Source organism: Arenibacter arenosicollis, from assembly GCF_014397245.1.
In the GTDB taxonomy this organism is placed as follows: domain Bacteria; phylum Bacteroidota; class Bacteroidia; order Flavobacteriales; family Flavobacteriaceae; genus Arenibacter; species Arenibacter arenosicollis.
The window spans coordinates 26,210-49,609 of sequence record NZ_JACLHY010000005.1; the positions used below are offsets into that span (position 1 = coordinate 26,210).

General features: G+C 39.0%; 20 protein-coding genes. 15 read left to right on the forward strand and 5 right to left on the reverse strand.

The features are described from left to right. Window positions 1-131: 131 nt before the first annotated feature. Window positions 132-1,508 carry a vanadium-dependent haloperoxidase gene (locus H4O18_RS07030; protein ID WP_187582842.1) on the reverse strand — a complete coding sequence of 459 codons (1,377 nt, stop codon included), beginning with the start codon at window positions 1,506-1,508 and terminating at the stop codon, window positions 132-134. Between the two features lie 939 nt (window positions 1,509-2,447). On the opposite strand from H4O18_RS07030, the gene H4O18_RS07035 reads away from it, so the two are divergent. The 13 genes from H4O18_RS07035 to H4O18_RS07095 all read left to right on the forward strand — a co-directional run bounded on the left by H4O18_RS07035 (window position 2,448) and on the right by H4O18_RS07095 (window position 17,618). Beyond that, on the forward strand, window positions 2,448-2,936 hold the full coding sequence (locus tag H4O18_RS07035) for a hypothetical protein (RefSeq protein WP_187582844.1): 489 nt from the start codon (window positions 2,448-2,450) through the stop codon (window positions 2,934-2,936). 6 nt (window positions 2,937-2,942) lie between these two features. After that, complete coding sequence (locus H4O18_RS07040; protein ID WP_222942359.1) at window positions 2,943-3,572, forward strand: adenylate/guanylate cyclase domain-containing protein; 630 nt, start codon at window positions 2,943-2,945, stop codon at window positions 3,570-3,572. 485 nt (window positions 3,573-4,057) lie between these two features. After that, window positions 4,058-4,915: a GNAT family N-acetyltransferase gene (locus H4O18_RS07045; protein WP_187582848.1), complete on the forward strand. Its 858-nt coding sequence runs from the start codon at window positions 4,058-4,060 to the stop codon at window positions 4,913-4,915. A gap of 147 nt (window positions 4,916-5,062) precedes the next feature. Then, window positions 5,063-6,295 (forward strand): amidohydrolase family protein, encoded by a 1,233-nt coding sequence (locus H4O18_RS07050; protein WP_246474078.1) that lies wholly within the window; start codon window positions 5,063-5,065, stop codon window positions 6,293-6,295. A 124-nt stretch (window positions 6,296-6,419) separates the two neighbouring features. Further along, on the forward strand, window positions 6,420-7,424 hold the full coding sequence (locus H4O18_RS07055; protein ID WP_187582852.1) for a zinc-dependent alcohol dehydrogenase family protein: 1,005 nt from the start codon (window positions 6,420-6,422) through the stop codon (window positions 7,422-7,424). 26 nt (window positions 7,425-7,450) lie between these two features. After that, on the forward strand, window positions 7,451-7,906 hold the full coding sequence (locus tag H4O18_RS07060; RefSeq protein WP_187582854.1) for an ester cyclase: 456 nt from the start codon (window positions 7,451-7,453) through the stop codon (window positions 7,904-7,906). Between the two features lie 596 nt (window positions 7,907-8,502). Further along, entirely contained in the window at window positions 8,503-9,072 is a 570-nt protein-coding gene (locus H4O18_RS07065; RefSeq protein WP_187582856.1) for a hypothetical protein, read from the forward strand. 51 nt (window positions 9,073-9,123) lie between these two features. Further along, the gene (locus H4O18_RS07070) at window positions 9,124-9,732 is read left to right on the forward strand and encodes a hypothetical protein (protein WP_187582858.1); all 609 of its coding nucleotides are present in this window, start codon (window positions 9,124-9,126) and stop codon (window positions 9,730-9,732) included. Window positions 9,733-9,800: 68 nt separating this feature from the next. Continuing rightward, window positions 9,801-10,181: a hypothetical protein gene (locus tag H4O18_RS07075; RefSeq protein ID WP_187582860.1), complete on the forward strand. Its 381-nt coding sequence runs from the start codon at window positions 9,801-9,803 to the stop codon at window positions 10,179-10,181. 84 nt (window positions 10,182-10,265) lie between these two features. After that, a complete protein-coding gene (locus H4O18_RS07080; RefSeq protein WP_187582862.1) occupies window positions 10,266-12,830 on the forward strand; it encodes a hypothetical protein in 2,565 nt (854 codons plus the stop codon). Between the two features lie 207 nt (window positions 12,831-13,037). Continuing rightward, window positions 13,038-13,631, forward strand: a complete 594-nt coding sequence (locus H4O18_RS07085) for an RNA polymerase sigma factor (protein WP_187582864.1) — start codon at window positions 13,038-13,040, stop codon at window positions 13,629-13,631. Then, window positions 13,624-14,373 carry a tetratricopeptide repeat protein gene (locus tag H4O18_RS07090; protein WP_187582866.1) on the forward strand — a complete coding sequence of 250 codons (750 nt, stop codon included), beginning with the start codon at window positions 13,624-13,626 and terminating at the stop codon, window positions 14,371-14,373. Before H4O18_RS07085 ends, H4O18_RS07090 begins: the two co-directional genes overlap by 8 nt. Further along, a complete protein-coding gene (locus H4O18_RS07095; RefSeq protein ID WP_187582868.1) occupies window positions 14,370-17,618 on the forward strand; it encodes a CHAT domain-containing protein in 3,249 nt (1,082 codons plus the stop codon). Before H4O18_RS07090 ends, H4O18_RS07095 begins: the two co-directional genes overlap by 4 nt. Window positions 17,619-17,644: 26 nt before the next feature. On the opposite strand, the gene H4O18_RS07100 is transcribed toward H4O18_RS07095, so the two are convergent. Then, window positions 17,645-18,418, reverse strand: a complete 774-nt coding sequence (locus H4O18_RS07100) for a hypothetical protein (protein ID WP_187582870.1) — start codon at window positions 18,416-18,418, stop codon at window positions 17,645-17,647. Between the two features lie 444 nt (window positions 18,419-18,862). On the opposite strand from H4O18_RS07100, the gene H4O18_RS07105 reads away from it, so the two are divergent. Continuing rightward, window positions 18,863-19,030, forward strand: a complete 168-nt coding sequence (locus H4O18_RS07105; RefSeq protein ID WP_187582872.1) for a lmo0937 family membrane protein — start codon at window positions 18,863-18,865, stop codon at window positions 19,028-19,030. An 82-nt stretch (window positions 19,031-19,112) separates the two neighbouring features. On the opposite strand, the gene H4O18_RS22355 is transcribed toward H4O18_RS07105, so the two are convergent. Further along, window positions 19,113-19,238: a hypothetical protein gene (locus H4O18_RS22355; RefSeq protein WP_281387294.1), complete on the reverse strand. Its 126-nt coding sequence runs from the start codon at window positions 19,236-19,238 to the stop codon at window positions 19,113-19,115. A gap of 94 nt (window positions 19,239-19,332) precedes the next feature. On the opposite strand from H4O18_RS22355, the gene H4O18_RS07110 reads away from it, so the two are divergent. Next, window positions 19,333-20,355, forward strand: a complete 1,023-nt coding sequence (locus H4O18_RS07110) for an AI-2E family transporter (RefSeq protein ID WP_187582874.1) — start codon at window positions 19,333-19,335, stop codon at window positions 20,353-20,355. Window positions 20,356-20,712: 357 nt separating this feature from the next. Here H4O18_RS07110 and H4O18_RS07115 read toward each other — a convergent pair whose 3' ends face one another. Together H4O18_RS07115 and tamL are read right to left on the reverse strand one after the other, a co-directional pair. Continuing rightward, window positions 20,713-20,898 (reverse strand): CsbD family protein, encoded by a 186-nt coding sequence (locus H4O18_RS07115; protein WP_187582875.1) that lies wholly within the window; start codon window positions 20,896-20,898, stop codon window positions 20,713-20,715. A gap of 183 nt (window positions 20,899-21,081) precedes the next feature. Next, entirely contained in the window at window positions 21,082-23,394 is a 2,313-nt protein-coding gene (tamL, locus tag H4O18_RS07120; protein WP_187582877.1) for a translocation and assembly module lipoprotein TamL, read from the reverse strand. Window positions 23,395-23,400 lie beyond the last annotated feature (6 nt).

Below are 23,400 nucleotides of genomic sequence, written 5' to 3' on the forward strand. Positions count from 1 at the left end.
AAATAGATAATATTTAGTTATCGACCAATAATGAGGATAGGAAGGCCTTAGGAAATAAAGGCCCTGTACGGAAAAAAGCTCCGGCCTTATATCAATACCGGAGCTTAATGCATCCTATTTGGGAATGGTTTTTATTTTAGTTCCCTAAGATTATTGTGATAAACAAATTCAGCCAATTGCCTCCCCATTTTTTCACCTTCAATTATATCTTGTCGAAAATGATAACCTATATATATCCTGGAAAGTGAAATTTCACTGGCAAGTTGCGAAAAACTTGTATAGTTTCTTTTTGTACCAGGCAGACTAATACTTTCTACGGTAAATAATTTTTTGTCCTTACCAAAGAACAATTTGAACAATTCTGCCGCAGCTCTCCCGTTTGCGGCATGGGAGGATGGGTAAGCTGGTGTTGGTGGCGTTGGTCTTATCTCAGGACGTTGAGGTATCATCCAATTCGGATCTCCCGCTGTATTATCGTTTCCATCGTTATCGCCTTGCCTTACCGCCGTAATGGGTCTCCAGCTATTATAGAAATATTTGGCATCAAAAATGCTAATATGGGTATCTGCCAGAACCATATGGGTTAGGGCAAGAAGCCGGGCAGTCTTAAATCCGTTAAGCTTTTCCTTGACGGCAAAAGATTTGGCAATACGATTCATGGCACTAGGAGAATTCTCAATAAAGAACGCTCCCATGTCTAATTGCTCCTGGGTTCGATTAGGGCATTCGTTGCATCCCATAGACAAAACTTCCTTATAATCAGAAGCGTATTCTGGAGAATTGATGGGATATGGTGGACCAGGTCTAAACTGTTTTCCTGTAGTAATGCCAAAAGTCTCAACTGTTCCCCAAGCAGGTGCATACACGGCATTTTCGGGCCAAATGGGAAAATTGGGCACAGCCCACGGCATATAGGACCTATAATCACCTGGCAGTGTTCCTTGATCAGAAGTGTCAAACATAGGCTTTAAATCTTTTGCCCTTTTTTCCAAAATAGCGGCTGCTGCCTCTTTACCTATTCTAATACCGTCCTCCTTGAAACCCGAATTCTCGATTTTTGAGAGGCATTCCACCAAAAGATCGTCGGCATCGGTCTTCTTATCTGGAGCCACAATGACTAGTACATCATGTGCAGCCTGTGACACCGCGGCATCTGCAATTTGTGATACGACCTTCTTTGAAACGTCCTCTAGATCTACCGCACTATTATCCAGGGCGTATGTTTCATACTTTGGAACAACATTGTTCAAGGCGTCATGCATTGCCAAGGTTACCATGGCATATGCCCTGGATTCCGGAGGCGGTGGACTTAAATTATCAATGGCCAAACTAATGGCATTGTCCCATTTTAAAACCATTTCATTGTTGTAGGATTTTATCATTTCATTGTACAATAATTTCGAATCTGGTACGGGGATTGGATCCTCATCTAAATTGTCTTTTTCGCAAGCACTGATTGCGAGTAACATAAGTACAGTGCGACCAAAAAGCTTTACATTTTTTTTCATGACAGTATATTTTTAGGATTTCATAATAAAAATAATTCATTCCCCTTTCCGAGAATTTTAGCCATGATGTATAGCCGTTTTTGAGGTAAGAAGGCAGCATTTTGATCGACAAACGGAATTGATAGTCCCATCTCAAACCATTCCTATTTTAATACAGTTCACTCCACGTTTTACTTAATTCATGACTACCTCAGTATAGCTCTTCCACTCACTCAATTATTAGGTAAGGGCACAAAGATTGGTTTAATGAAAATTGCTCGTACTTTGATAATCAGTCTGGCATATAGGCAGGTTCTCTTTCCATGGGACTGAAGCACTCAATAGCACTTAAAGACAATGCCTTCTAAATTTTGTGTAATTGGCTTTAATCTTTATTGAATGGACTTTTGAGCACATTTATAGACCTTAAGAATAAATCCTTCAAATTACTCTAACCATACCTTTGTTTTAAAAATCATATTGTAGCCAGTAACACTCGCTGAACATGAAAGGAATAAATACTCGTAAAATCTAGAGAAATAGCAACTGGAAGGCAACACCTAAAATAAAAATAAAATCAATTGAAACCTTCTTTTTTCCAGTTCATCCTCTTTCACTTTTGAGCCTCTATAGGTGTCATTAATTTTACCCTGATTAAAAAAATAATATTCCTAAACAATTAAAAAACAAACACATGAGAGCATTTAAAAGAGAATTATTATTGCCGTCAGAATCAAGAAAATATTCAACTTTCAAAAACTCAAAAAGAGTACACTGGTTCGAAAACAGACGTTTTAAATTTTAATTCTGAAATCTGTAGCATAGGCTTATATAGACCTATAGAGGAATTTGGGCTGGTTATTTTTTGGAACTGGCCCAATTTCAAAGCACGAGCAGGTTCATTGATGATTTAAGAAATACCTGAAAAGCATAACACCGATCAATAAAACGAGACATTATATGGGAACAATATTATTTAAACATCAGGTACTTGGTACAAAGGAAATACAAAGGATTTTAATTATTACTTTGTGTTGGGCCCTAGTACATTCCGTATTTTATATTTACAGGTACTTTTCCACTTTGGATTTGGTTCATTTACACAAACTGAGTGGTACCTTCGAATTTTGGCCCGACTTTATTGCCACCTTGTTCCTCAGTGTTTTCGGAGGACTAATCGGGGGAACTATCTTGGTTTCCAAGAGATATGTCTCTAACAGTTATAAATCCTATGAATACGGTACAATTGGCTCTAGGCTCCATTTTGTACTATGGTGTCTGTTACTGTTGGCAATTGGTCTTTACATATGGGTTTTTGTATTTTATAATTTATCAGGGGAAGTAGCTAGGTCCTTTAGCAATTCCGTTCAAAATTTGGTGGTAGATCTTAGCGTCCCATCCTTTTTTGCTACAATGGCCATTTGGGGACTTTTGATTTCCGCTACCTAATTCGTATTGCAAATCAATGACAAATTGGGTCAGGGCGTTCTTTGGAAATTTATTACTGGAAAGTACCGACGGCCAAGGGAAGAAGATCGGATTTTCATGTTTCTGGACCTTAAGGGAGCCACCGGGATTGCAGAAAAAATGGATAGCAGCACGTTTTTCGAAATGCTCAAAGATGTCTATATGGATATAACTGTGCCAATCATCAAAAGCTTGGGCGAGATCTATCAGTATGTAGGCGATGAGGTAGTAATTTCCTGGCCCGTGGATAGGGGTATAAAAAATAATAATGCTCTCCTCTGCTTTTATAGAATTGAAAAAGAGATTGCAGGAAAGAAATCAAAATATCTTGCAAAATATGGGGTCGTACCAACTTTTAAAGCAGGCCTGCATTTGGGAAAGGCAACTACCGGAGAGATCGGGGTAATTAAAAAGGACATCGTCTATTCGGGAGATGTTCTAAATACCACCTCTCGAATTCAGGCAATGTGTAATCATTATAATGTAAGAATCCTTATTTCTTCTGCCTTATTGCAAATGATGAAACTAGGAGCAAAGCATATTAGTATCCCAATGGGTGAAATTGCCTTACGGGGAAAGGAGCAAAAAATTGCTTTGAATACCATAAGCGTCATATGAATTTTGTTTTAAATCTTTTTTTTGCGCGGAAGTTAGTTTTATGGTTGAGGCAACATATAGAATAATTTTTTTCCAATATCTTCCCATCTTGAAAATAATTAAATGGGTGAACTTTGAAGTATTATTAGTTGGCCATCGGCCAATAAGCCAAGGCTTGTTATGAGGATTTATACTTTATGGTGCTTACAATTATTACAGGTTTTTAGACACTTCATTTTGCGTTTTCCCCAATTCACCCACAACGGGTTTCCAGAACTTTAGATTGGTCCTAGCTTTACCAATAGTTTAAACAATACCTTCCAAATGAGGGGTCTAATGAAAACGCAAAATTGCTTACATAATCATAGACTCAAGGAAATGTATAAGGTCCTTGTCATTACAGTAGGATGGGTATTCGTCAGTTCTATATCATGAATATTTTTTCACAATGGCGCTTAACATATAATAATTATCTACGAATTTATTGATTATATAAATGAACAAACATGAATATTGTACTACGTCCAGGTAGGGCATCAGATGCTAGTGCCTGCAGTGTTATTTGCTATGAAGCTTTCAAAGTCATTGCAGAGAATCACAATTTTCCACCTGATTTTCCAAATCTAGAATCGGCCTTGGGTTTAATGGATTATGCCTTGGCGAACAAAGATATATACTCTGTGGTTGCTGAGGTAGATGGTAAAATAGTTGGCAGTAATTTTCTATGGTTGCATACCGCTATTGCAGGGGTAGGGCCCATCACTATTGCACCAGGTTATCAAAATGCCGCCCTTGGCCGAAGGTTGATGGAACAAGTTATTCAAAGATCCACTGAACTTAAAATGTCAGCAGTGCGTCTAGTGCAGGCCGCTTACCATAACCGGTCGTTATCGCTCTATATGAAGCTTGGATTCGATGTGAAAGAGCCATTATCAGTCATTCAGGGACCGGCTCTTGGCCTTAGTCTGCCCGGATTTGAGGTTCGACCGGCCAACATGACCGACTTGGAACCGTGCAACGAACTGTGCTTTGACGTTCATGGCCATGATCGACGTCAAGAATTGCAGGAAGCTATCAATAATGGAAACGCCTCGGTGGTGGAGCACCTTGGGAAAATTACCGGCTATACCACCCAATTGGGCTTTTTTGGACATACTGTGGCAGAGTCCAATAATGACTTAAAAGCACTGATAGGGGCTGCTACCACAATAGCAGGGCCGGGATTTTTACTTCCGTCGCGAAATTCTGAAATAATGCGATGGTGTTTTAGCAATGGCTTGAGGGTTATACAGCCTATGATATTAATGAGCAAGGGCTTATATAATGAGCCTGTGGGCGCATTTCTACCGTCGGTAATTTACTGAGTGCACAGACATCCTATGGAACTTTACTGTAGAAAACGGATTTATCTTATGAATCAATTGGTTTTTATTTTTTTTACGCTTGGTACTCATAACTTTTTTGGGCAAAGTCCGTGCATTATTTCAATAGAGAATGTAAATGTTATTCCAATGACAGAAGAAATTGTTCTCGATACGCAACGGGTCATAATTTCAGATGGAAAAATAGTTAAGGTAGAGCCTACTTCCAGCGCAATTCAATATCAGGCGAACCTAACTATCGATGGAACCGGAAAGTACTTGATACCGGGATTGTCGGAGATGCACTATCACCTAAGAAACAATGATCCAATCAACGATTTTAAACTGTTGATAGCCAATGGTATCACTACGGTAAGAAACATGGCCGAACGTAAGGGGCAAGATCAAGTCGTAATTAAGAATAGAATTTTAGTGGGTGATTTAATTGGTCCCAACTATTTTACAACTGGCCCCTATCTTCAAGCGATGAGTCTTCAATCGGAGGAGCAAGTGATGGAAGTGGTCCAATCACACCAAGAAAAAGGTTATGACTTTTTAAAAATCGCAGACAACCTTCCCTTAGAAATTTATTTAAAACTATTGGAAGAAGGCGAGAAGAACGGATTTCCCATAATCGGGCATGCCCAACGAAACCTACCACTCGAATATTCGTTGCGTATGAAATCGATCGAACATGTAGAAGAGTTCCTGTATATTTCAGGGCGCTATGGAGGGAAAAAGCTTTTTAAGGAGGATTTGGCCGATTTAAATGGCATAGCGCTACAAGTAAAGCAAAGTGATATTTATATAGGTACCACCTTGGTTGTATTTGATTTCATAAACCAATGTTTGGATGATAAAAAATTTGCTGCACTTCAAAAGCATGAATTGGTAAAATATCTGCCCAAACAAGAGCGGGAAAACTTTCTGACGGAAAAAAATGACTATCGTAAAATGAAAAATCATGAATTTGAGGGGATAAAAGCGGACACCCTGTTCGGGGACTACTTCTTATGGCTGAAAGGATTTGCCCGTATTTTAGTTGATAATGGCGTTCAACTACTAAGCGGTAGTGATACCTATGGAATGGTAATCACAGGTTTTTCGCTACACAAGGAGTTCCAGTTTTTACAGGACGCCGGCATTGCACCATACAACATCCTATTGGCAAGCACCGTTAACCCGGCCCGGTATTTAAACAAATATGCATCTGAAGGCACAATTTCAGTGGGCAAGAATGCCAACCTGGTATTACTTGATAAAAATCCGCTGGATAATATTAAGAACACCCAAACCATTGTAGGAGTCATGTTAAAGGGCAAATGGTTCAACAGGGCTCAATTGGATGTAATGTTGAAAGAGGTGGAATTGGCATACAAATGATATAAGTGCCGAATACCAAGTGGAAGTTTGACAGAAATAGGTAGGCAAATAACAATCTTTTAAATATACCTATCATTAATTGTTGGCAATGTATATAACATCATAAAATACTGGTTGGATTCAGATGAATACATATAAAATTATAAACGGTATCCTTGTTCAGGTGAAAGGTCAAGTACCTTCAATAAATGAGCACGAGGTCTTGGTGAGAATACATGCCGTATCCTTAAACTATAGGGATTTATTGGTTATCGAAGGAATAGGTCAATGGACTCCTATAGAAGACAGAATTCCCTTATCGGATGGAGCAGGTGAGGTAATAAAAATTGGAGGTTCAATAACAAAATTCAAGGTAGGTGATCGAGTCACAAGTTTGATCTCCCCTAATTGGGAATCGGGAAAATTAGCACCAGAGAAGATTATCGTCACCTTAGGTGGTTCATCACTTGACGGGGTTTTGGCGGAATACGTGGTATTACCGGAAAATGCCCTTTCCAAATTTCCAGATTATCTTTCCTACGAAGAGGCAGCTACCTTACCTGTTGCGGCACTTACCGCATGGAACGCCGTCATTGAGCAATCCACATTAAAATTAGGTAATACTATTTTAATAATAGGAACGGGAGGGGTTTCCCTTTTCGCCTTACAATTTTCAAAATTGTCGGGGTATCATATTATCATTACCTCAAGCAGTGATGAAAAACTTAAAAAAGCAAAAGAGCTAGGAGCGCACCATATCATCAATTATAAAAAAAACAAGGATTGGATTAAAGAGGTATTAACGATTTCGGAGGGGAAAGGAGTGGATCAGGTGGTTGATGTTGTGGAGGGAGATCATATTACGGAGTCATTGAAATGTATAAAAAGTGAGGGGATTGTAAGCATGGTAGGGGTTATCGCAGGAATCCATGGGTCTATCGATACCGGAATGATTATGAGCAAAGCCGCCAGAATACAGGGCGTTGAAACCGGGTCGACAGAAATGTACGGAAGAATGTTGGCCGCAATGCATTTACATAGGGTTAAACCAATCATCCATACGGTTTTTCCATTTGAGAAGGTTCCTGAAGCACTCTTGCTACTCAAAAAAGGCGACCATTTTGGAAAAATCTGTATTAAATTAGAGTAGACTATTTTAATCATAATATTGTAATCATGAAAAAACGTGAACACCAAAATTCAAAAAAAAGACCGGATCAACTTATCTTGGAATTTTTCGACCGTGTTTGGCACCATCCGCATGAGCTGGAGGCAATTGATGAATTAATGACAGAAGATTATACCATTACCACCGGGGGTGTCAAAATAAAAGGAAGGGACAAATTTAAAGAATGGGTAGGAGTATTTCAACAATCACTATTGGATGCCAAAACTGAAAATGTGGATATATTTTATGATAAGCTTGAAAGCAAGGTTGTTTCACGGTGGGTCTGTTCAGGCCAGAACAACGGTCTCTTTGGCCTGAATCCTGACCAAAAATTTATTTCATTTTCGGGAATAGCCATTTGGAAGGTAGATGGCAATAGGCTCTCGGAATGTTGGGTAGAAAGAAGTTCGTATGAGCTTTATCGTGAACTGACAGATGGTAAAAATGACGCTAAATTTGTTTGACAACATCAATAAAAAATTTTTATAAGAAGAAAAATTGAGGGTTATGAAAATGACAATGGATGAATGGAAAAACCTGTACAACGATCTATAATTCTAGGCTTCATCGTATAGGAAATATACCGGACATAATGGTAAAAAAAACCTTTGAAGGTATTCGAGAAAAGTATGATGAATTTATGGCAAAAGTATTTTATAAGTGGGGGAATGAAATTAAATTAGCAAGAGTCTCAATTCGGACATCTTCAATTATCTCTTCAATAATAATGAAGAATATAATGAATTGTATTTGATTTATTCCCTAATTTAATACAGTAAAAGGCACAAAAAGTAGCCCTAACTTTTCTATTTTCCGTGAGTGTTCATTGGGATTATCCAAATTCTATAATCCCTACGAACCACTAATCAAGTAATCCTAAAGCATTGTTCTTCTATTAATTGTTTTTATGAAATTTCTATGACATCATTAGATATCATATGATTACAAAGAAATGGGGTAGAGTTAGGTCTATAGGGGAAAGTTAAATTTTGAATAAAATATTGATGACAATTTCATAATGAAACGATAGTAAGGTGTAACACCTAAAAAACACCATATCATGAAAAAGTTTCATTTGCCCGCAGCACTATTTTTTACGCTCATATTCTTTTCCTGTTTGGGGCCAAACACTGAAAACAACAATTTTAGCACCGATTCCGACTTCAGTTCCGGATCTGATTCAGGAACTGGGATTGCTTCCTTTTTTGGGAACGATTCGAAGTCCTATGAATTTAAGGATCCAAAATCAGGTTTTGTGGTTTCTAAGATAGATTATCCTAGCGACTGGAAAGTTGTTTACAAGCCTCAATATGATGTAGACCCCTTAATTCCCTTTTTCCTTTACCAGATTCAGGGGCCATCCAACACCAAGATTTTTAATACACCGTTAAAAATGTTCTACGCTTCTCCCAATCCACAAATAGAACAAAATATGCGCAAATCTGGTATGCAAAATGTGCGGTCATTGGTATCCCTTGAAGAAATACTTGAAAAGGAAATAAAGCCAATGATGGCTCCTCAAGGTTTTTCCTTTGAGAGGCAGAAGCCTTTACCTGAATTAAATCGTTTTTTTGCCCAAAAGGTCCATGAGTCTGCCCCACAGGCAGCAACAAAAGTTCTTACTACGTAATGGAAGGGAGCCAATAATCAAAAGGGTCTTGTTATTATTTCATACGTTCAAATGCAACAACCACTTTTCACTGGAGATGTGGCCAATATTTGGCTGTATACTACGGACTTCCTAATAGCCGATAATGAACGTTTTGAGAAGGTTATTGAATCCTTTGTAAACGCTAACATTCAAGCCAAGGAAAATTCTGAATGGAAGAACCATGTGGCAAGCATCAACAATAAAAGGCAGATGGAAAACAGAAGACAGCACCAATTGCAAATCGAAAATATGGACAATGCTACCAGGGCAATGGCCCAGACACATCAATATAAAATGAGAGACAGACAGGCAAGTTTTGATGCCCATCAAAAACGAATGGCAGATATGTCCGCTGCACGGGATGCTAGTCATGCCAATTTTATGAACAATAATTTTGGAAGCAACGGCAGTACCTCAAGTTCTTATTCAGGTAATGGTCAACAAAGCTTTTTGAACATGATCAAAGAAGAAGAAACAGTGGCAAACCCCAATGGATACAATTATCAGGTAGAATCCGGGGCCAAAGAATATTGGATGGATAACAATGGCAACTACATAAAAAGTAACGATTTGTTTTACAATCCCAATGCCGGCCTTGACAACAATACAGAATGGACGAAAGTCTTGGATGATTATTGATCCTTTTATTGGGGTGATGACATTTTTAATCTCAATCGATATTCTTAAAATAATTAAACTAAATTCCTATGAAAACTACATTTAAAATTATTACGATGTTTATGACTTTATTGGTCCTTGGATGTTCCAGTGGCAGTGATGAGGACGAAACGGAAATTGACCTTTACGGAAATTGGTTCGGAGTCTATGATGGCGACGATTCAGGCACATTCGGTGTTTATATTTATCCGGATGGAAAGGTTACTGGTTCTGCTACTTCAACCAATTTGCAGGGCACATTTTCTATAAATGGAAACACTGCGACCTCGGGAAAAATTACTGCCGTTATTGAAACAACAGGTAATGGCAGAAGTTTTACCGGTCAATTCACTTCTGATTCAGGTTCAGGAACATGGAAAAGTGATCAGGAAGGGACTTCTGGTACTTGGCATACGACTAAAAAAGAATGAATCCTTAAGGACATTAAAGGTACGATTGTTTTCAATTTTGTTTTAAAGCCTAAAATAATCTATTGAAACTTAAAGAAAAACCAAATGAAAAAGACAAAACAAATTATCATATTTATGCTTATAACCTTCGTTCTTTCGTTGGGTTGTAGCAAAGATGATCCCATCATTCCACCACTAGTTGGCCCCGGTGAAAACCCTACAAAACCCCAGGAACCTAGTAATCCTGGCAATAGGCAGTTTGAAATGGTTGATGTTAAAATTATCTTTCCTCAAGGAAGTGAAATCGAATTGAAGACAACAACAGCTTTCAGCCTTGCAAGTTCTTCCTCGGTTGCTGCAACGAGCATGGGAAATCTCCCGTTTAATAAGGGTACGGTTCAGTTGGCATATTTAATGGATTTGGATGACAATCTTTTGTTGGCTGGTTTTTTGACCGATGAACGCAAGGAAATATCAGCAGCAACAACTGCGGAAGTAATGTTATATTTCGGTCTGGGCTACCAACTTTTACCAGAGGAAATCAAGAAACCATATCTCCGAGCAGTTCAACAAGTGGCAGGTTTCTCAGACTTTGTGTCTAATATCGAAACCCTTTTTGGAAACAACCCTTTAATGTATACAGAAGGCACTTATCAAAGTATATTGAACGCTAAAATCGATGAAATATCCACTAAAGAAACAATTGACCTTACCGCACGTATTGAAGTGGATAGCGGTGATACAAGAAGTGGTATTACCGTTTCTGATGTGGATGCGTTTAACGTACAGGTTCAAAATTCGTATCCCAGAAGAGCTCATACCTTTGTTTACAAAAAATCTTCTACAGACGAAAACGGAAATGTGACCCAATTACCCAATTATACGGCTAAGGCTGTCTCTGATTTTAAATTGGCCCCAGGAGGTAGAAACTCAGGCCTTCAAGACGGATCAGCCAGCATTCAGCAGCAGTGCACTGTTGCTGCTAAATCCAATATTGAAAACACGACAACCTCAGGTTCTATCAATCTTCCTTTAGAAGAAGGTGAACTTTCGGCAGAATATGAGTTAGTTGTTGTTGGGCCTGGAACTGGAGCAAGTGGTAATAGCAGGGACTTCACCCCGGCAGAGAGGGCAAAATTTGAACAACTTTCAAAGGAGGCCTTTATACTTGATAATTTTCTTCCCACTCTTTTGGATATTGGGGGGAACAAAGGCTTGTTGCCTAAAGTCGGAAGTGCTAAAGAAGGTGCTTTGGTCAATGCGGTAATGCCTTATTTGGAAGCCAACCCAAACGTTTTGGCTCAAGTACTGGAAAATGATTTTGATGCGGCTTCAAAAGATTTTATCCCTTTCCTATATGAAGATATTCGTCAATCGAACGATTTACGCGAATTGTTGAAAAACGTATATGATGTGGTTGATGGCGGCGAGTTTCCCAATACGTTTATTCAAAGCCAAGAACTTATAGAAACAGGTGAGGCACGCTTAAAAGCACTCACAAGTATCATTGACCGCAATATTAATTCTTATAACAACAAGTGCAATAACTTCCGAATGAAGGATACCTCAAATTTCGAAAGTTGGACTGTAAAATCATCTGATGGAAAAGTAAAGGTTGGTCCTGAGTGTTTGGTCATTTTACTGGATGAAGTGGGTGACATAACCGTACAGGTTACAGCCGACCTAGAAAATGGACAAACTTTGGAGTATGAATGGAGGACTTCTGGCACTTTCAGTGGTAGAATACAGGACATCAATGGAGATCCCAGTAATTTCGGAACATCTGTAACCACTGCAAATAGAACGATTTCTTTTAGTAGTGCGGCTTTGAATTCAGAACTTTCCGATGGTGACAATATTGAAAACGTAACCGTAACGGCTTATGTAAAAAATGCCAATGGCACAAGAGATGAGGTTGGGTCCGATGAAATGAAGGTAAATATCAAAAAGAGAAGCTTTGTTATTAGCCCGGATGAAGTTTATATTGAAGGTGGTAGAAACGTTATACTGCGAATACGTCATAATGATGGTATGACAGTCATACCCAGTGAGACAACCGATTATAAACTTGTTTGGAGGACATCGGGAAAATACGGACAGTTGAGTGGCCGAAATATGGTAGAAACGCGCTATAACGATGATTCCATCTTCTACCAAAGTCAAGATAAGGAAGTAGAAATGGGAGTGGACGAGGTAAGTGTGGATATTTATGCCAAAACTAAGTTGGGTACCGGAGATTATCAATTGGTTGACGATGCACAGGCGATTGTAATTACCAAAAATAATGAAGAATGTGACTTTGAACTCTATCCTCTAAGTAAGCTATTTGAAAACCCCGAGACTGCAAATAATTGCCCGCCGGAAGCAGGGGGAACTGCTTACATGGGCAACGTGATTGTATATGTACCGATAGATGAAGATGCCAAAAGTTATTCGGTTCAATGGACTGATGTCTATATTGGGTCTAACAATTCATATTTCAATCTCAGTGGTTTTAGTTGGACCAACGAGAACTTTGATACAGTTCAGGTCAAAAGGGTTGGCAATATGTTCCAAGTTTATTCAGGATTAGGTAATGGGGCAGCTTGTAGTAATCATCCGGATATTGGTAAAATGAAAGGTTACCTTAATTCCGTACAAGGCTTTGCAACGGTTACTATTTGTTATTAAAAGTGGAAGTAAATACTCTGCGCGGTATCAGAATAAAAGAACGGAGGTTGGTAAATGTAAACGGTTATAAAAGCAAGATATATTTAAGGTATATATGGATTAAAAAATAGACAATCTCCCTTGTAACTTGAATTGATACAATTTCAGCGTAATTTCTAGGGGTGAACGGTTAAAATCTGTAAATTAACAGTGCTATTTTAGCCAGCAATGAACCAGACCAAAACCAATCAATTCCTCGCCCGAACGCAAGAAGAAACCTTCGTTGGGGTTCTTCAAAACAACGACCTTGTACTTAGATCGCTGTATGAAGGGGTATATCCTAAAGTAAGGCATTTCATTTTACAGAACAATGGTGTGGAGGATCAGGCCAAGGACATGTTCCAGGAAGCTTTTGTAGCCACTTGGAAAAATGTTAAGGATGGAAAACTTAAGAAAGATAATGGACTAAACGTAGAAGCATATCTCTTTACTATCGCAAAAAACAAATGGTTGGATTATTTGCGTTCTTCAAGGTATAAAAAAACGACCAGGGTTGACAAGGTAATTCATCTGCGGCTAGATGTGGAAGAAGAGGAAAGTGAACCTAGTCAAGATCAGGATGAAATGGTGGCAATGCAAAGGGCCTTTAAGCAATTGGGTGAAAAATGTAAAATGGTATTGAAACTGTTCTATTATGAGAGAAAATCGATGGACGAAATTTCAAGTGAATTACAAATAACTTCGGCCTCGGTTCGAAATCAGAAGTACCGATGTATGGAAAAATTAAGGCTATTGAGCCTAGAAATCAAAAGCAATGGATAAGTACCCCAAATACATATCGCAGGAAAAACAGGAGCTTTTTGAAAGATACCTGTTGAACGAAATGGACAAAGCCGAACAACTCGCTTTCTTGGCAAAGTTGGATGCCGATGCCTCCCTTAACGCTGAATTTAATGAATTCAAGAAACTATTTTCCGCCGTGGAAGAGGCAAGTTTACACGAAAGGATGAACGAGTACCACAAAACTTTTGAAACTTATTCTTCGAAAGAGGCAACATCAAAAAAACGGTTTCCTTTCCGAATCAATTATGGTATTGCAGCCTCGGTCATTTTGTTACTTTCACTAGGGGGCATCTGGTATTTTAATGGCGGGAACAAAACTGAAAAACTCTTTGACGAATTCTATTCGCCAGATCCTGGACTGCCCACCGTGATGGGCGACACAAACAATTATGACTTTTATGAGGCCATGGTAGCTTATAAACATGGAGATTATGACCAGGCCATTGAAAAATGGAAAAAATTATTAGTAACAAAACAACAGAACGATACCCTCAATTATTTTCTGGCCTCCGCACAAATGGCCATAGGTGACGAGAAGGCGGCCAATGCTGGTTTCTTAAAGGTCATTGCCAATAAAGGATCTGTTTTCGAAGATGAGGCCTATTTCTATTTGGGATTGGAGGCACTTAAACGGGGAGCCATCCCGGAAGCCAAAAGTCTTTTGGAGCTGTCCAAAAAAGAAGCCAGTAAGGAGCTTTTAAACCATTTGCCCAAAAAATGATACAACGGCTATCCTTTCTCTTGGTCTTGGCCCTGTTTGTTTTCTTAACAAATCAAACTGCTACGGCCCAGGCAAAAGGGGAGGCAATAGCTCAAATCAACGGTTATATTTATTCGGACAGTATTGCACAGGCCTCAGCTTTGTTGACGGAATCGATTACTACATCCCTTGCGGACGCAGATTTCGAAACAGCAGCGTCCTTTGTATATCCTCAAGGTAAAATTGAATTGTTGGGCAACAGTGCCACGGAGTTTACCAAAGCCATAGCCCTGTATCATCGCGTACAAAAATCAAATTCTCGAGAGGCAGAATATAAGGCCAGTATTGGAATGGCGTTATTGTACAACGATCAGGGACGGGCCCAAATGGCCTATAATTTTGCCAAAAGTGCAAATAAATTGGCAAAAAGGCTCAAGGATGTTCAAATGCTACTGGAATCTGAATTCTATCTCAGTGAATTTGGAATGAAACGGGGAGATTTCAACCTTTTGGCAGATCACAATAACAATTCATTGCAGATTCTAAAGGCTAACCCGAAAATTGCTTTTGCCTTAGCTCCTAGAGTTTATAATTACAAGGCCTCCATCATGCATTTTACTTCAAAAGAAGATAGTGCCAACTATTATTTTAAGCAGGCCATTGAAGCCTTGAAGGAATTGGAAAAGAATCCGGAGACAGAATATTACCTGCCAGCAACTATTTATGGGAACTGGGTCATGGTAAAACAATCTACGGGAGATTATGCCAAGGCTATGGAGCTTTCACTTGAAAGCGTCCGAAAGTTCCATTCATTTTTGGCCAATACCAATAACCATCCACTTACCTCTCGGGTTCATGGTAATCTATCCATAACCTACAGGAATATAGGAAGTTTATATAATGACATGGGCGACAAACAAAAGGCTAAGCAATTTGCCGGCATAGGATATAAACACGCAAAGGCCAATTTTTCACCCAATACAGTAAGTTATTTCACTGCTATGTTGATGATGGCAGAGGCTCATGTTTACACCTCTGAGCCAGAATCGGCGAAAATATATTTGGAAGAGGCGGAGGCCTCTTTAAAAACAATAGCGGGGGACAATTACCTTTGGCATGCCCAGTTTGAATCGGTTTACGGTGATTACTACGTAAAGCTCAAAGAGTACCAAAAGGCCATATCGTACTATCAAAAAGCCTTTGATAATTATGACTTAAGTCACCCCGATGGGTATGACCAAAATCAATTATACAATTTAATGAATTTGGCGAAGGCCTATGCAAATAACGGTGAGTCCGAATTGGCCATAGAGACGGCATTGAAGGTTTATGAACACAATAAACGGGAATATGGGGAATTTGGGTTTTTGACGAATGAAGCCCTACTTTCTTTGGCTCAAGTGGCGTTTATCAACAAGGATTACCAAATGTCCTTGGCCTATACTCAAAAAAGCCTTGATCTTTATAAAAATAAAGAAGCGGCGGATAAGCTGAACAAACTTTATTTTGAAGGAAACAGGTCTTGGGTTATTTTACTTCATGTTAAATCGCAATATGAATTGCTAAGTGATAAGACCGAAGCCTCCTTAAAACCATTGGTTCTTGAATTGGATGAAGCCATCCAAGTTTTGGAGGAACGAAAATCTTTTGTGGTTCACAATGACGAAATCAGTGATTTGATGGCCAGTAATACAGAGGTTTTTGACTTTGCAAAGAAATTGTACTTGGAGATTTATGGTAAAACCAAAGATTCAAAATATCTGGACAAGATTTTACAACTTCACGAATCTGCCATCTATAATAGAATTAGAACTCGACTAAACCTCAAGAATCCTGAAATCTCAAATATTCCCGAAAATGTTAGACTACGTGAGATTGGATTGAAGGAAACAATCAATGAAATATTATTCAGTCCTGAATATCACATTGGAATTGAAATAAATTCCTATACCAAACAAACGGAAGCCTGGAACCTGTTTTTGGATTCGCTTCGTACTTTCTATCCAGAATATTACAAAATGCGATATGCGTCCATTACAGAGGACATAACCGACCTGCAACAGAAAATTCCACAAGGCTCAACGCTGATACGCTATTTGTTTATTGAAGATCATTTGTATGCATTCATTATTGATGCCCATAACCAGGAACTGATTAAATTGGATCATAATGGAAATTTGGATCAGATTGGGGCATTGAATGCTGACAATGCCACAATTGGTCAGGTATCGGATATGGCAATTTCCCTATACGATGCTCTTTGGAAGCCGTTTGCGTCTAAGATCAAGACCGAAAAGGTAATTATTTTTCCTGACCGGGAATTATTCAATTTAAGCTTTGATCTTTTAACACCCAACAAAATTGAATCGTTTAAAGAATTGGCAACCCAGGGGCTTTTGGCCAAATATGATATTTCCTATAACTACAGCTTATTACTTCTAAAAAAAGATAGAAAATTACTCGATTTTGAAAAGGTGATGGTAGCCTACGCACCCGGTTTTAATTCAAAAATGAAGGCCGAATACCTGATAGCCATTACCGATTCCCTAGAGTTGGACCATACTTATCTGACCCTTTTGCCGCAACCTTTCAGTACTGATCTTGTCACGAAATTCACTAAAAAATTCCATGGCAGTTCATTTTTGAACAAAGATGCCTCTAAAAAGGTATTTGGTCGCACGGCCAAGGAACACAAGATTATCCACCTGGGCACCCATGCGGAATCAAATAATGTTAATCCTGAATTGTCGAGATTAATTTTTGCGAAGAATGTTGGGGATTCCATCGATATAAATGATAATTATCTATACACCTATGAAATCTACGACCAAGACCTAAGTTCTAACCTAGCTATCTTAACGGCCTGTGAAACGGGCAAACCTACGTTGCAGGCTGGGGAAGGAATGATTTCCTTGGCCCACGCCTTTAATTATGCAGGAAGCGAGAGTATATTGACCAGTCTTTGGAGTATTGATGAACAGTCCAGCAATCAAATAATTGCCTTATTTTATGAAAATTTGGCCAACGGACTTAATAAGGACAAGGCCTTGAGAGAGGCAAAGCTTGAGTATCTGTCAACCGCGGAAGGGCGTACAGCACACCCACAATATTGGGCCGGTCTGGTTTTGATGGGCGAAACGGCACCGCTTCAACTTTCCGGCTCTACAAATTGGGTATGGTGGACTATTGGCATTGCAGTAGGTTTTTTGGTATTATGGTTGATACTGAATAATAAAAAAAGCCTTCCAAGAAAGGAAGGCCTTTGAACTAATACTAACCAGGCACAACTAAATTACCCCTGTTTTATAGGGACATTGGGGTCATTGTCGTCCGGATCCTCCAGGACGGAGAACCCATCACCGTCCTTATCCTCGGCGCTTCCTCCACTACCAACGTACAGCTGAAAATTAATTGGCAAAAAGGTATCGAATACTTGAGTATCGAATTCGCTGGTAGGTGCTGCGGTAACGGAGATTGTAGAGAAGGTGCTTTCTGCAATATAAGTTGATCGGACCCATACTTGTCCGGTAATATTCCCAAAGCGCAACAAACGGGCAGTAAACGTCATTGGAATGCCTTCAAAGGTAGTATTTGATGTAGTAGTACAAAGAACTTCTGGCGTACCATTAAATCCATAATGGGCGAACATATTGTTGATCTCGTTAGCAATAATGGCCGTAGTTGATACTGTGCCAAAAACTCTTGTGTTCGGTACCCATCTATAGACTACATTATTGTCGTTCCGTACAACGTTTACTCCCAGAGTAGCGGTGAGCGGATTGGTAACCTCAAAGGCGTTGAACCCCTGTGGGATGGTAAATCCAAGTAAGGGCAATTGACTATGGATAAATTGTTGTCCGGGATTTTTTAGTAATGGAACCTGTCTTAGGGGTGTTGGCAGGCCATGGGAGAAATCCCAATAAATTGCCGATGCACCTTGCACATTTGCACAAATTTGGGAGGTGGTAGTTTTAAGCGAAGAAGCTGATTCCTCCACTTCATCTTTGCTGCAAGAACATGCAAGAATAAAGGCTGAAAAAAGTACTACAAGTTTAAAAGTCTTCATAATTAGGTGTTTTTCTAAAGAATCGAAAAAAACTAAAAATGTCATCAAACTGGATATAAATTTTTAAGAGCCCATAGACAGGAACGAAACCATAAAGCGAAGCCGTATTGGGGCTAATTGAGCCCGAAACCAGGCATTGGGTATCTTATAGCCTTAATAAGTTGCTTTTCTTTTTTAGTAAATAGGAGGCATAAAATACACTTAGAACCCAAGAGGTGATTAAACGTAAAATTTCTAGTTTTGCTTTACAAGCTTAGCAGATTATCAACCACTTTCCTTTAACATTTCAATGGATTGCATTAATAAATTTATCTAATGCATTACATTTCATCAATTCAAGTGTATAATTTTATAAGTGTTTAGAATTAAGTTCTTTAGGACATTATAAGGTGGGCTGAAGGCTGATTTTTAGACATAAATTTCTAATCACTAAAACTTAAAATTATGAGAAGTATTCTTTGGTTGATCGCTGTAATTAGTATTATCATTTGGGCCTTGGGTTTTTTCGGTATCATTGCCGGAATGGGATCCAGTAGTTTAATTCATATTCTCCTGGTCATAGCCGTAATTGCCGTTCTTTACAATATTATATCGGGGAGAAAACCCTTATAAAACATATAGTTTGGTGGATTGGGAGAGGAATGACCCAGCCTCGTCATAGGGCTTATGCCATAAGGGGTTGGGTTGTTTTAACTTAGGCTTCCTCATTTTTTTCTTTGAGGTTTTCAACCATCCAATTTTTCCCGATTCCAATCGAGACTTTTATCCGTACATCCTCATACAGTAGGCCCCATCTTTTCCTCGTAAGAATATCTATCATAGGATGTTTTATACTTCGGATGTTGGTGGTTTTGAGGCTTTATTAATTTACACGGTACGTTAGGCTTTTTAATAAAACCTACAGCAAATGAACTATGAAACATATTGATCCCAATGTAATACGCCAGCTGTTCATTATACTGATTATCCTAATGCTGGGCGGTTTAATTTTTCAAGCCATTCTCCCTTATTTTACTGGAGTTTTGGGAGCCATAACAATTTATGTACTTCTAAAGGCACCCATGGCCAAACTTGTTAAAAAGGGCTGGCATCCCAATCTGGCAGCCACCGTATTGTTGGTGATATCCTTTGTATGCATTTTGCTCCCGGTTTCGGGAATTGTGTTTATGCTGGGTACAAAAATTAGTAATGCAGTGCAAAATTCAGAGCGGGTAATCTCTGCGGTGAAATCGCAGTTGACCAAATGGGAGGATTTGGTTGGATATGACTTAACTTCCGAAATTGATGCAGGTGCAGTTTCTTCCTGGCTTTCCACCAACCTACAAGGATTTGCTGGAGGAACTTTTAATATGTTCATCTCCATTGCTATCATGTATTTTATGCTTTTTTATATGTTGACCAACCGACGGGAGCTACGGGAATCCTTATTTAAATATATTCCTATTGGAAAGGAAAATCTAAAGATAATTGGAGAGGAAGTTAGGGCAATGGTGAGGTCCAATGCTTTGGGAATTCCCTTAGTGGCATTGGCACAAGGGATTATCGCGCTAATGGGGTTTTTAGTTTTTGGCGTTAATTCCCCGTTCTTTTGGGCGGTTATTGTTACCATAGGATCAATGATTCCATTCGTAGGCTCATTGTTGGGTATTCTTCCTGTTTTTATATTGTCGCTCTCAGAGGGCAGTGCATTCCAAGCTTGGGGAATTCTATTATATGGCTTTATTGTGGTTGGGGCAACAGATAATCTATTTCGCCTTTTTATTCTTAAAAAATTGGACAATGTGCATCCATTGATTACGTTAATAGGAGTAATTGTTGGGGTACCCATTTTTGGATTTATAGGTCTGATATTTGGTCCCCTTCTTATTAGTCTTTTCCTAATTGTTGTACGCATGTATAAAAAGGAATACGCCAAGGATAGCAAGGAAAGGCTATAATTTCTCCTGTAATTCCATCCCTTTATAACTATTGGTTTTTTTCTTTGGAACCTTTTATTTTGCTTTAGGCCTGCCTGCTGTAGGCAGGGTCCGCGGCGAGATCCCCGCAGCTAGGCCAACGATATAGCCAATGGCTCGACCGACGAAGGAGGGAACGCCCAAATAATTAGGAGAAACCCAGGGTAAATATTACTTAAACCTCCATTTAAACACAGATTTTTCCCAATTTTTGGATAAGCCCCAGATTTAAGCAAGACCCAAGTTTTTAAGTTTAATCAATTACAATTCTTCCTTAAAAAAACAACCCCCACAGGATTGTAGGGGTTGTTGTAACGTGATTGAACTATGAGCTCGACACTACATTCTGTCGATTTCGTCTTTTAATTCTTCTTTTCTCTTTCCGGTTTTTTCTTGTAACCGGCCTAAGAATTCGTCAAACTTACCTTCTGAATAAGTTAGGTCATTATCGGTAAGATCGCCGTACTTCTGTTTGAACTTACCTTTAACTTGTTTCCATTTTCCTTCTAATTGATCATTGTTCATAGTCTTTTTATTTAAGGTCTGCACTAAAAAGCAGACGAGTTAATAATTTATCTTTAATAAAATTAGACCTAAATGCCACTAGACAATAATTCAAAAGATTACATTTTTGACCCATTTAATTTGGATGCAAAACTTTATGATTTTCTTAATAAAACAAGAGATGTTTTTAAGTTCTATGAACCATTAAAAGGGATACCCAATGGCAAAATTGAAGATGACATTGTTGCTTCCACCATCAAAAAATGGAATTCTGATACGTTCTCCTTCAGGAAGGTAGGGCAGCTGTAAAGGCGATGCAAAATCGAATCGCAATACAAAACTTTGGATATCTACCCTAAGGCCCAAGCCCACGCCAATACCCAATTCCTTGGCCCAATTGGAGCTATATTTTCCTTTGGCGAGCAATTCTTCATTAAACTCACGACTGGCTGCCGGTTCATCTTCCGGTATCTCTATATCATAGGTCAGCCATACGTTGCCAGCATCTGCGAAAACGGCACCCTTTAGGTAGGACCATATGGGGAATCTGTATTCCAAATTGCCTTCCAACCGTAGATTTCCTGACTGATCAAAAAAGGAAGATGTCCCATTTTCAGTAGAACTAAATGTTCCAGGTCCCAACGACCTTATTTTAAACGCCCTTACACTATAGGGACCCCCGGAAAAAAATTGCTTTACAAAGGGTAGGGTAGAAGAGTTGCCGTAAGGTATGCCCCATCCCGCATAAAGTCTACTGACGAGTGATTGTTCCTTGCCCCATTTTATATAATAACGAAAATCGATATCGGCCTTGGCATATTGTGCGTATTCCAATCCAAAAACCGTTTTATCGGACCCACCAATAAGATTCAGTGTGTTACCGGCGATATCCAGGCTAGTGGAAATGAAGATAGGGTGATTGTTATTCACATCTACCAGTTCGTTGTAGGTAAAGGTATAGTTTAGCCCAGCGATGAACTGCTGGTCGAAGCTTTGTTTTAAAAACGGATTTTTATCTAAAATGGCCGTAAATTCTTCAGTGGTATTGGATAGGTTTACATAATTGATGCTAATGGGGTTAAGCTCGTGGTATACAAACCTATTGGCATTCCAGGTATAACCAAAGGAGGTGTTGAAAGAATTTAGAGTATAAAGTTTGGTGCGCTTTAGAAAATCGGTTCCCAAGCTAATTTTGGTCTTGGGAACTGCGTATTTAAATTGTTTTGGGGAAAAGGGAAGTAGCCTAGGGATGACCAAATCGGTTTTTAAACCTCCCGCAATACTGCTAAGGCCTGTGCCTTTACCACCCGATAGCTGAGTCTCATAGGCAAAATTGCCTGATATGCTTAATGTTTCCCCCCCTTTAAAAAGGTTTCTGTTGTTGTACGTGAGAGATATTCCCGGACCCGCAAATCCGTTCGATTTGGTTACTGCCTGCAATTGCGCCCTTACAGATCTTTTGGTGAGCGGAGAAAGTAAAATGTCGGCGTACAACGAAGCAGTACTGTCAAGCTCGGTGCTATCCTTTACATTGAACCGAATATTTACATACTTATAGTTACCCAAGGCCGAAAGTCTATTACTGGTTAACCTGGCCGTTTCCGAATTATATTTCTGATATACCCCAAACAATATATAGGGTTCCATTTTCTTAGGTTTAAAGAATTCTTTTTCCTGAATAAAATTAATGCCGTTGACCACTGTTGTATTGGTGTCGATCTCCTTTTCCGTGTCGATGGAGAAGTTGGGGTAAACAGAAATGGAATCTATGGTATAGGCAATTACCGTTTTTTTCGGGAGATTTCTTTTCAAACGTAGAAAGAGGTCGTACTTTTTGTTGTCATAACGATTGGTATCGGCCTCAAAAATCAAAAAATCGGGATTAAAATTGTAATACCCCCTTTGTTTAAGTTCATGGTCTATACGTTCCCTTTCAAATTTCATCAGTTCAAGATCAAATCGGTCTCCAAGCTTAATTTCTGTTTCTTCCAAAGCTTTTTCAATTTCGGAATAGATGGGCAGGGAGTCTTTTTCCAACTCAAATTTTTCCAGAGTGTAGGGCTTTGGCAATGTTAAGTTGTACTTAATGGCAGCGTGTTTTTGTGTGCTATCTACTTCAGAGGTTACTTTGCTATAGAAAAACCCGCGATTATCCAGTCTGTTCAGCATTAGTTGTTTTACTCGCTGCTGATTTACATCGGATAGATAAACTGGTTCTTCCCCGATCTTTTTATTGAGCCATCGATTTATAAAACCGGGTCTTTTCTTTTGTGCTTTGTAATAAAAATACAGGCCCGGTCGCAATCCCAAAAATTGGGTATTGGGCTCCGGGGCCACTAAGGTGTTCAATTCTTGCCTTACTTTTTTTTGATTTTTTACCTCTTTGTCAAACGTAACATCAATCTTTGAACCGGTATATAAAGTTTCGCCCTCAGGGATGAATTTCCCAACGCTGCAGGAATATATACATACTAGAATTAGCAGGGTTAAAATAGTCCGAAATGTTTTTGTTGCCATCAAACT

Coding starts and splice junctions, on each gene's coding strand:
- H4O18_RS07030 (WP_187582842.1), bottom strand. CDS start 1,508: ATGAAAAAAAATGTAAAGCTTTTTGGTCGCACTGTACTTATGTTACTC.
- H4O18_RS07035 (WP_187582844.1), top strand. CDS start 2,448: ATGGGAACAATATTATTTAAACATCAGGTACTTGGTACAAAGGAAATA.
- H4O18_RS07045 (WP_187582848.1), top strand. CDS start 4,058: ATGAATATTGTACTACGTCCAGGTAGGGCATCAGATGCTAGTGCCTGC.
- H4O18_RS07050 (WP_246474078.1), top strand. CDS start 5,063: ATGACAGAAGAAATTGTTCTCGATACGCAACGGGTCATAATTTCAGAT.
- H4O18_RS07055 (WP_187582852.1), top strand. CDS start 6,420: ATGAATACATATAAAATTATAAACGGTATCCTTGTTCAGGTGAAAGGT.
- H4O18_RS07060 (WP_187582854.1), top strand. CDS start 7,451: ATGAAAAAACGTGAACACCAAAATTCAAAAAAAAGACCGGATCAACTT.
- H4O18_RS07065 (WP_187582856.1), top strand. CDS start 8,503: ATGAAAAAGTTTCATTTGCCCGCAGCACTATTTTTTACGCTCATATTC.
- H4O18_RS07070 (WP_187582858.1), top strand. CDS start 9,124: ATGCAACAACCACTTTTCACTGGAGATGTGGCCAATATTTGGCTGTAT.
- H4O18_RS07075 (WP_187582860.1), top strand. CDS start 9,801: ATGAAAACTACATTTAAAATTATTACGATGTTTATGACTTTATTGGTC.
- H4O18_RS07080 (WP_187582862.1), top strand. CDS start 10,266: ATGAAAAAGACAAAACAAATTATCATATTTATGCTTATAACCTTCGTT.
- H4O18_RS07085 (WP_187582864.1), top strand. CDS start 13,038: ATGAACCAGACCAAAACCAATCAATTCCTCGCCCGAACGCAAGAAGAA.
- H4O18_RS07090 (WP_187582866.1), top strand. CDS start 13,624: ATGGATAAGTACCCCAAATACATATCGCAGGAAAAACAGGAGCTTTTT.
- H4O18_RS07095 (WP_187582868.1), top strand. CDS start 14,370: ATGATACAACGGCTATCCTTTCTCTTGGTCTTGGCCCTGTTTGTTTTC.
- H4O18_RS07100 (WP_187582870.1), bottom strand. CDS start 18,418: ATGAAGACTTTTAAACTTGTAGTACTTTTTTCAGCCTTTATTCTTGCA.
- H4O18_RS07105 (WP_187582872.1), top strand. CDS start 18,863: ATGAGAAGTATTCTTTGGTTGATCGCTGTAATTAGTATTATCATTTGG.
- H4O18_RS22355 (WP_281387294.1), bottom strand. CDS start 19,238: ATGATAGATATTCTTACGAGGAAAAGATGGGGCCTACTGTATGAGGAT.
- H4O18_RS07110 (WP_187582874.1), top strand. CDS start 19,333: ATGAAACATATTGATCCCAATGTAATACGCCAGCTGTTCATTATACTG.
- H4O18_RS07115 (WP_187582875.1), bottom strand. CDS start 20,898: ATGAACAATGATCAATTAGAAGGAAAATGGAAACAAGTTAAAGGTAAG.
- tamL (WP_187582877.1), bottom strand. CDS start 23,394: ATGGCAACAAAAACATTTCGGACTATTTTAACCCTGCTAATTCTAGTA.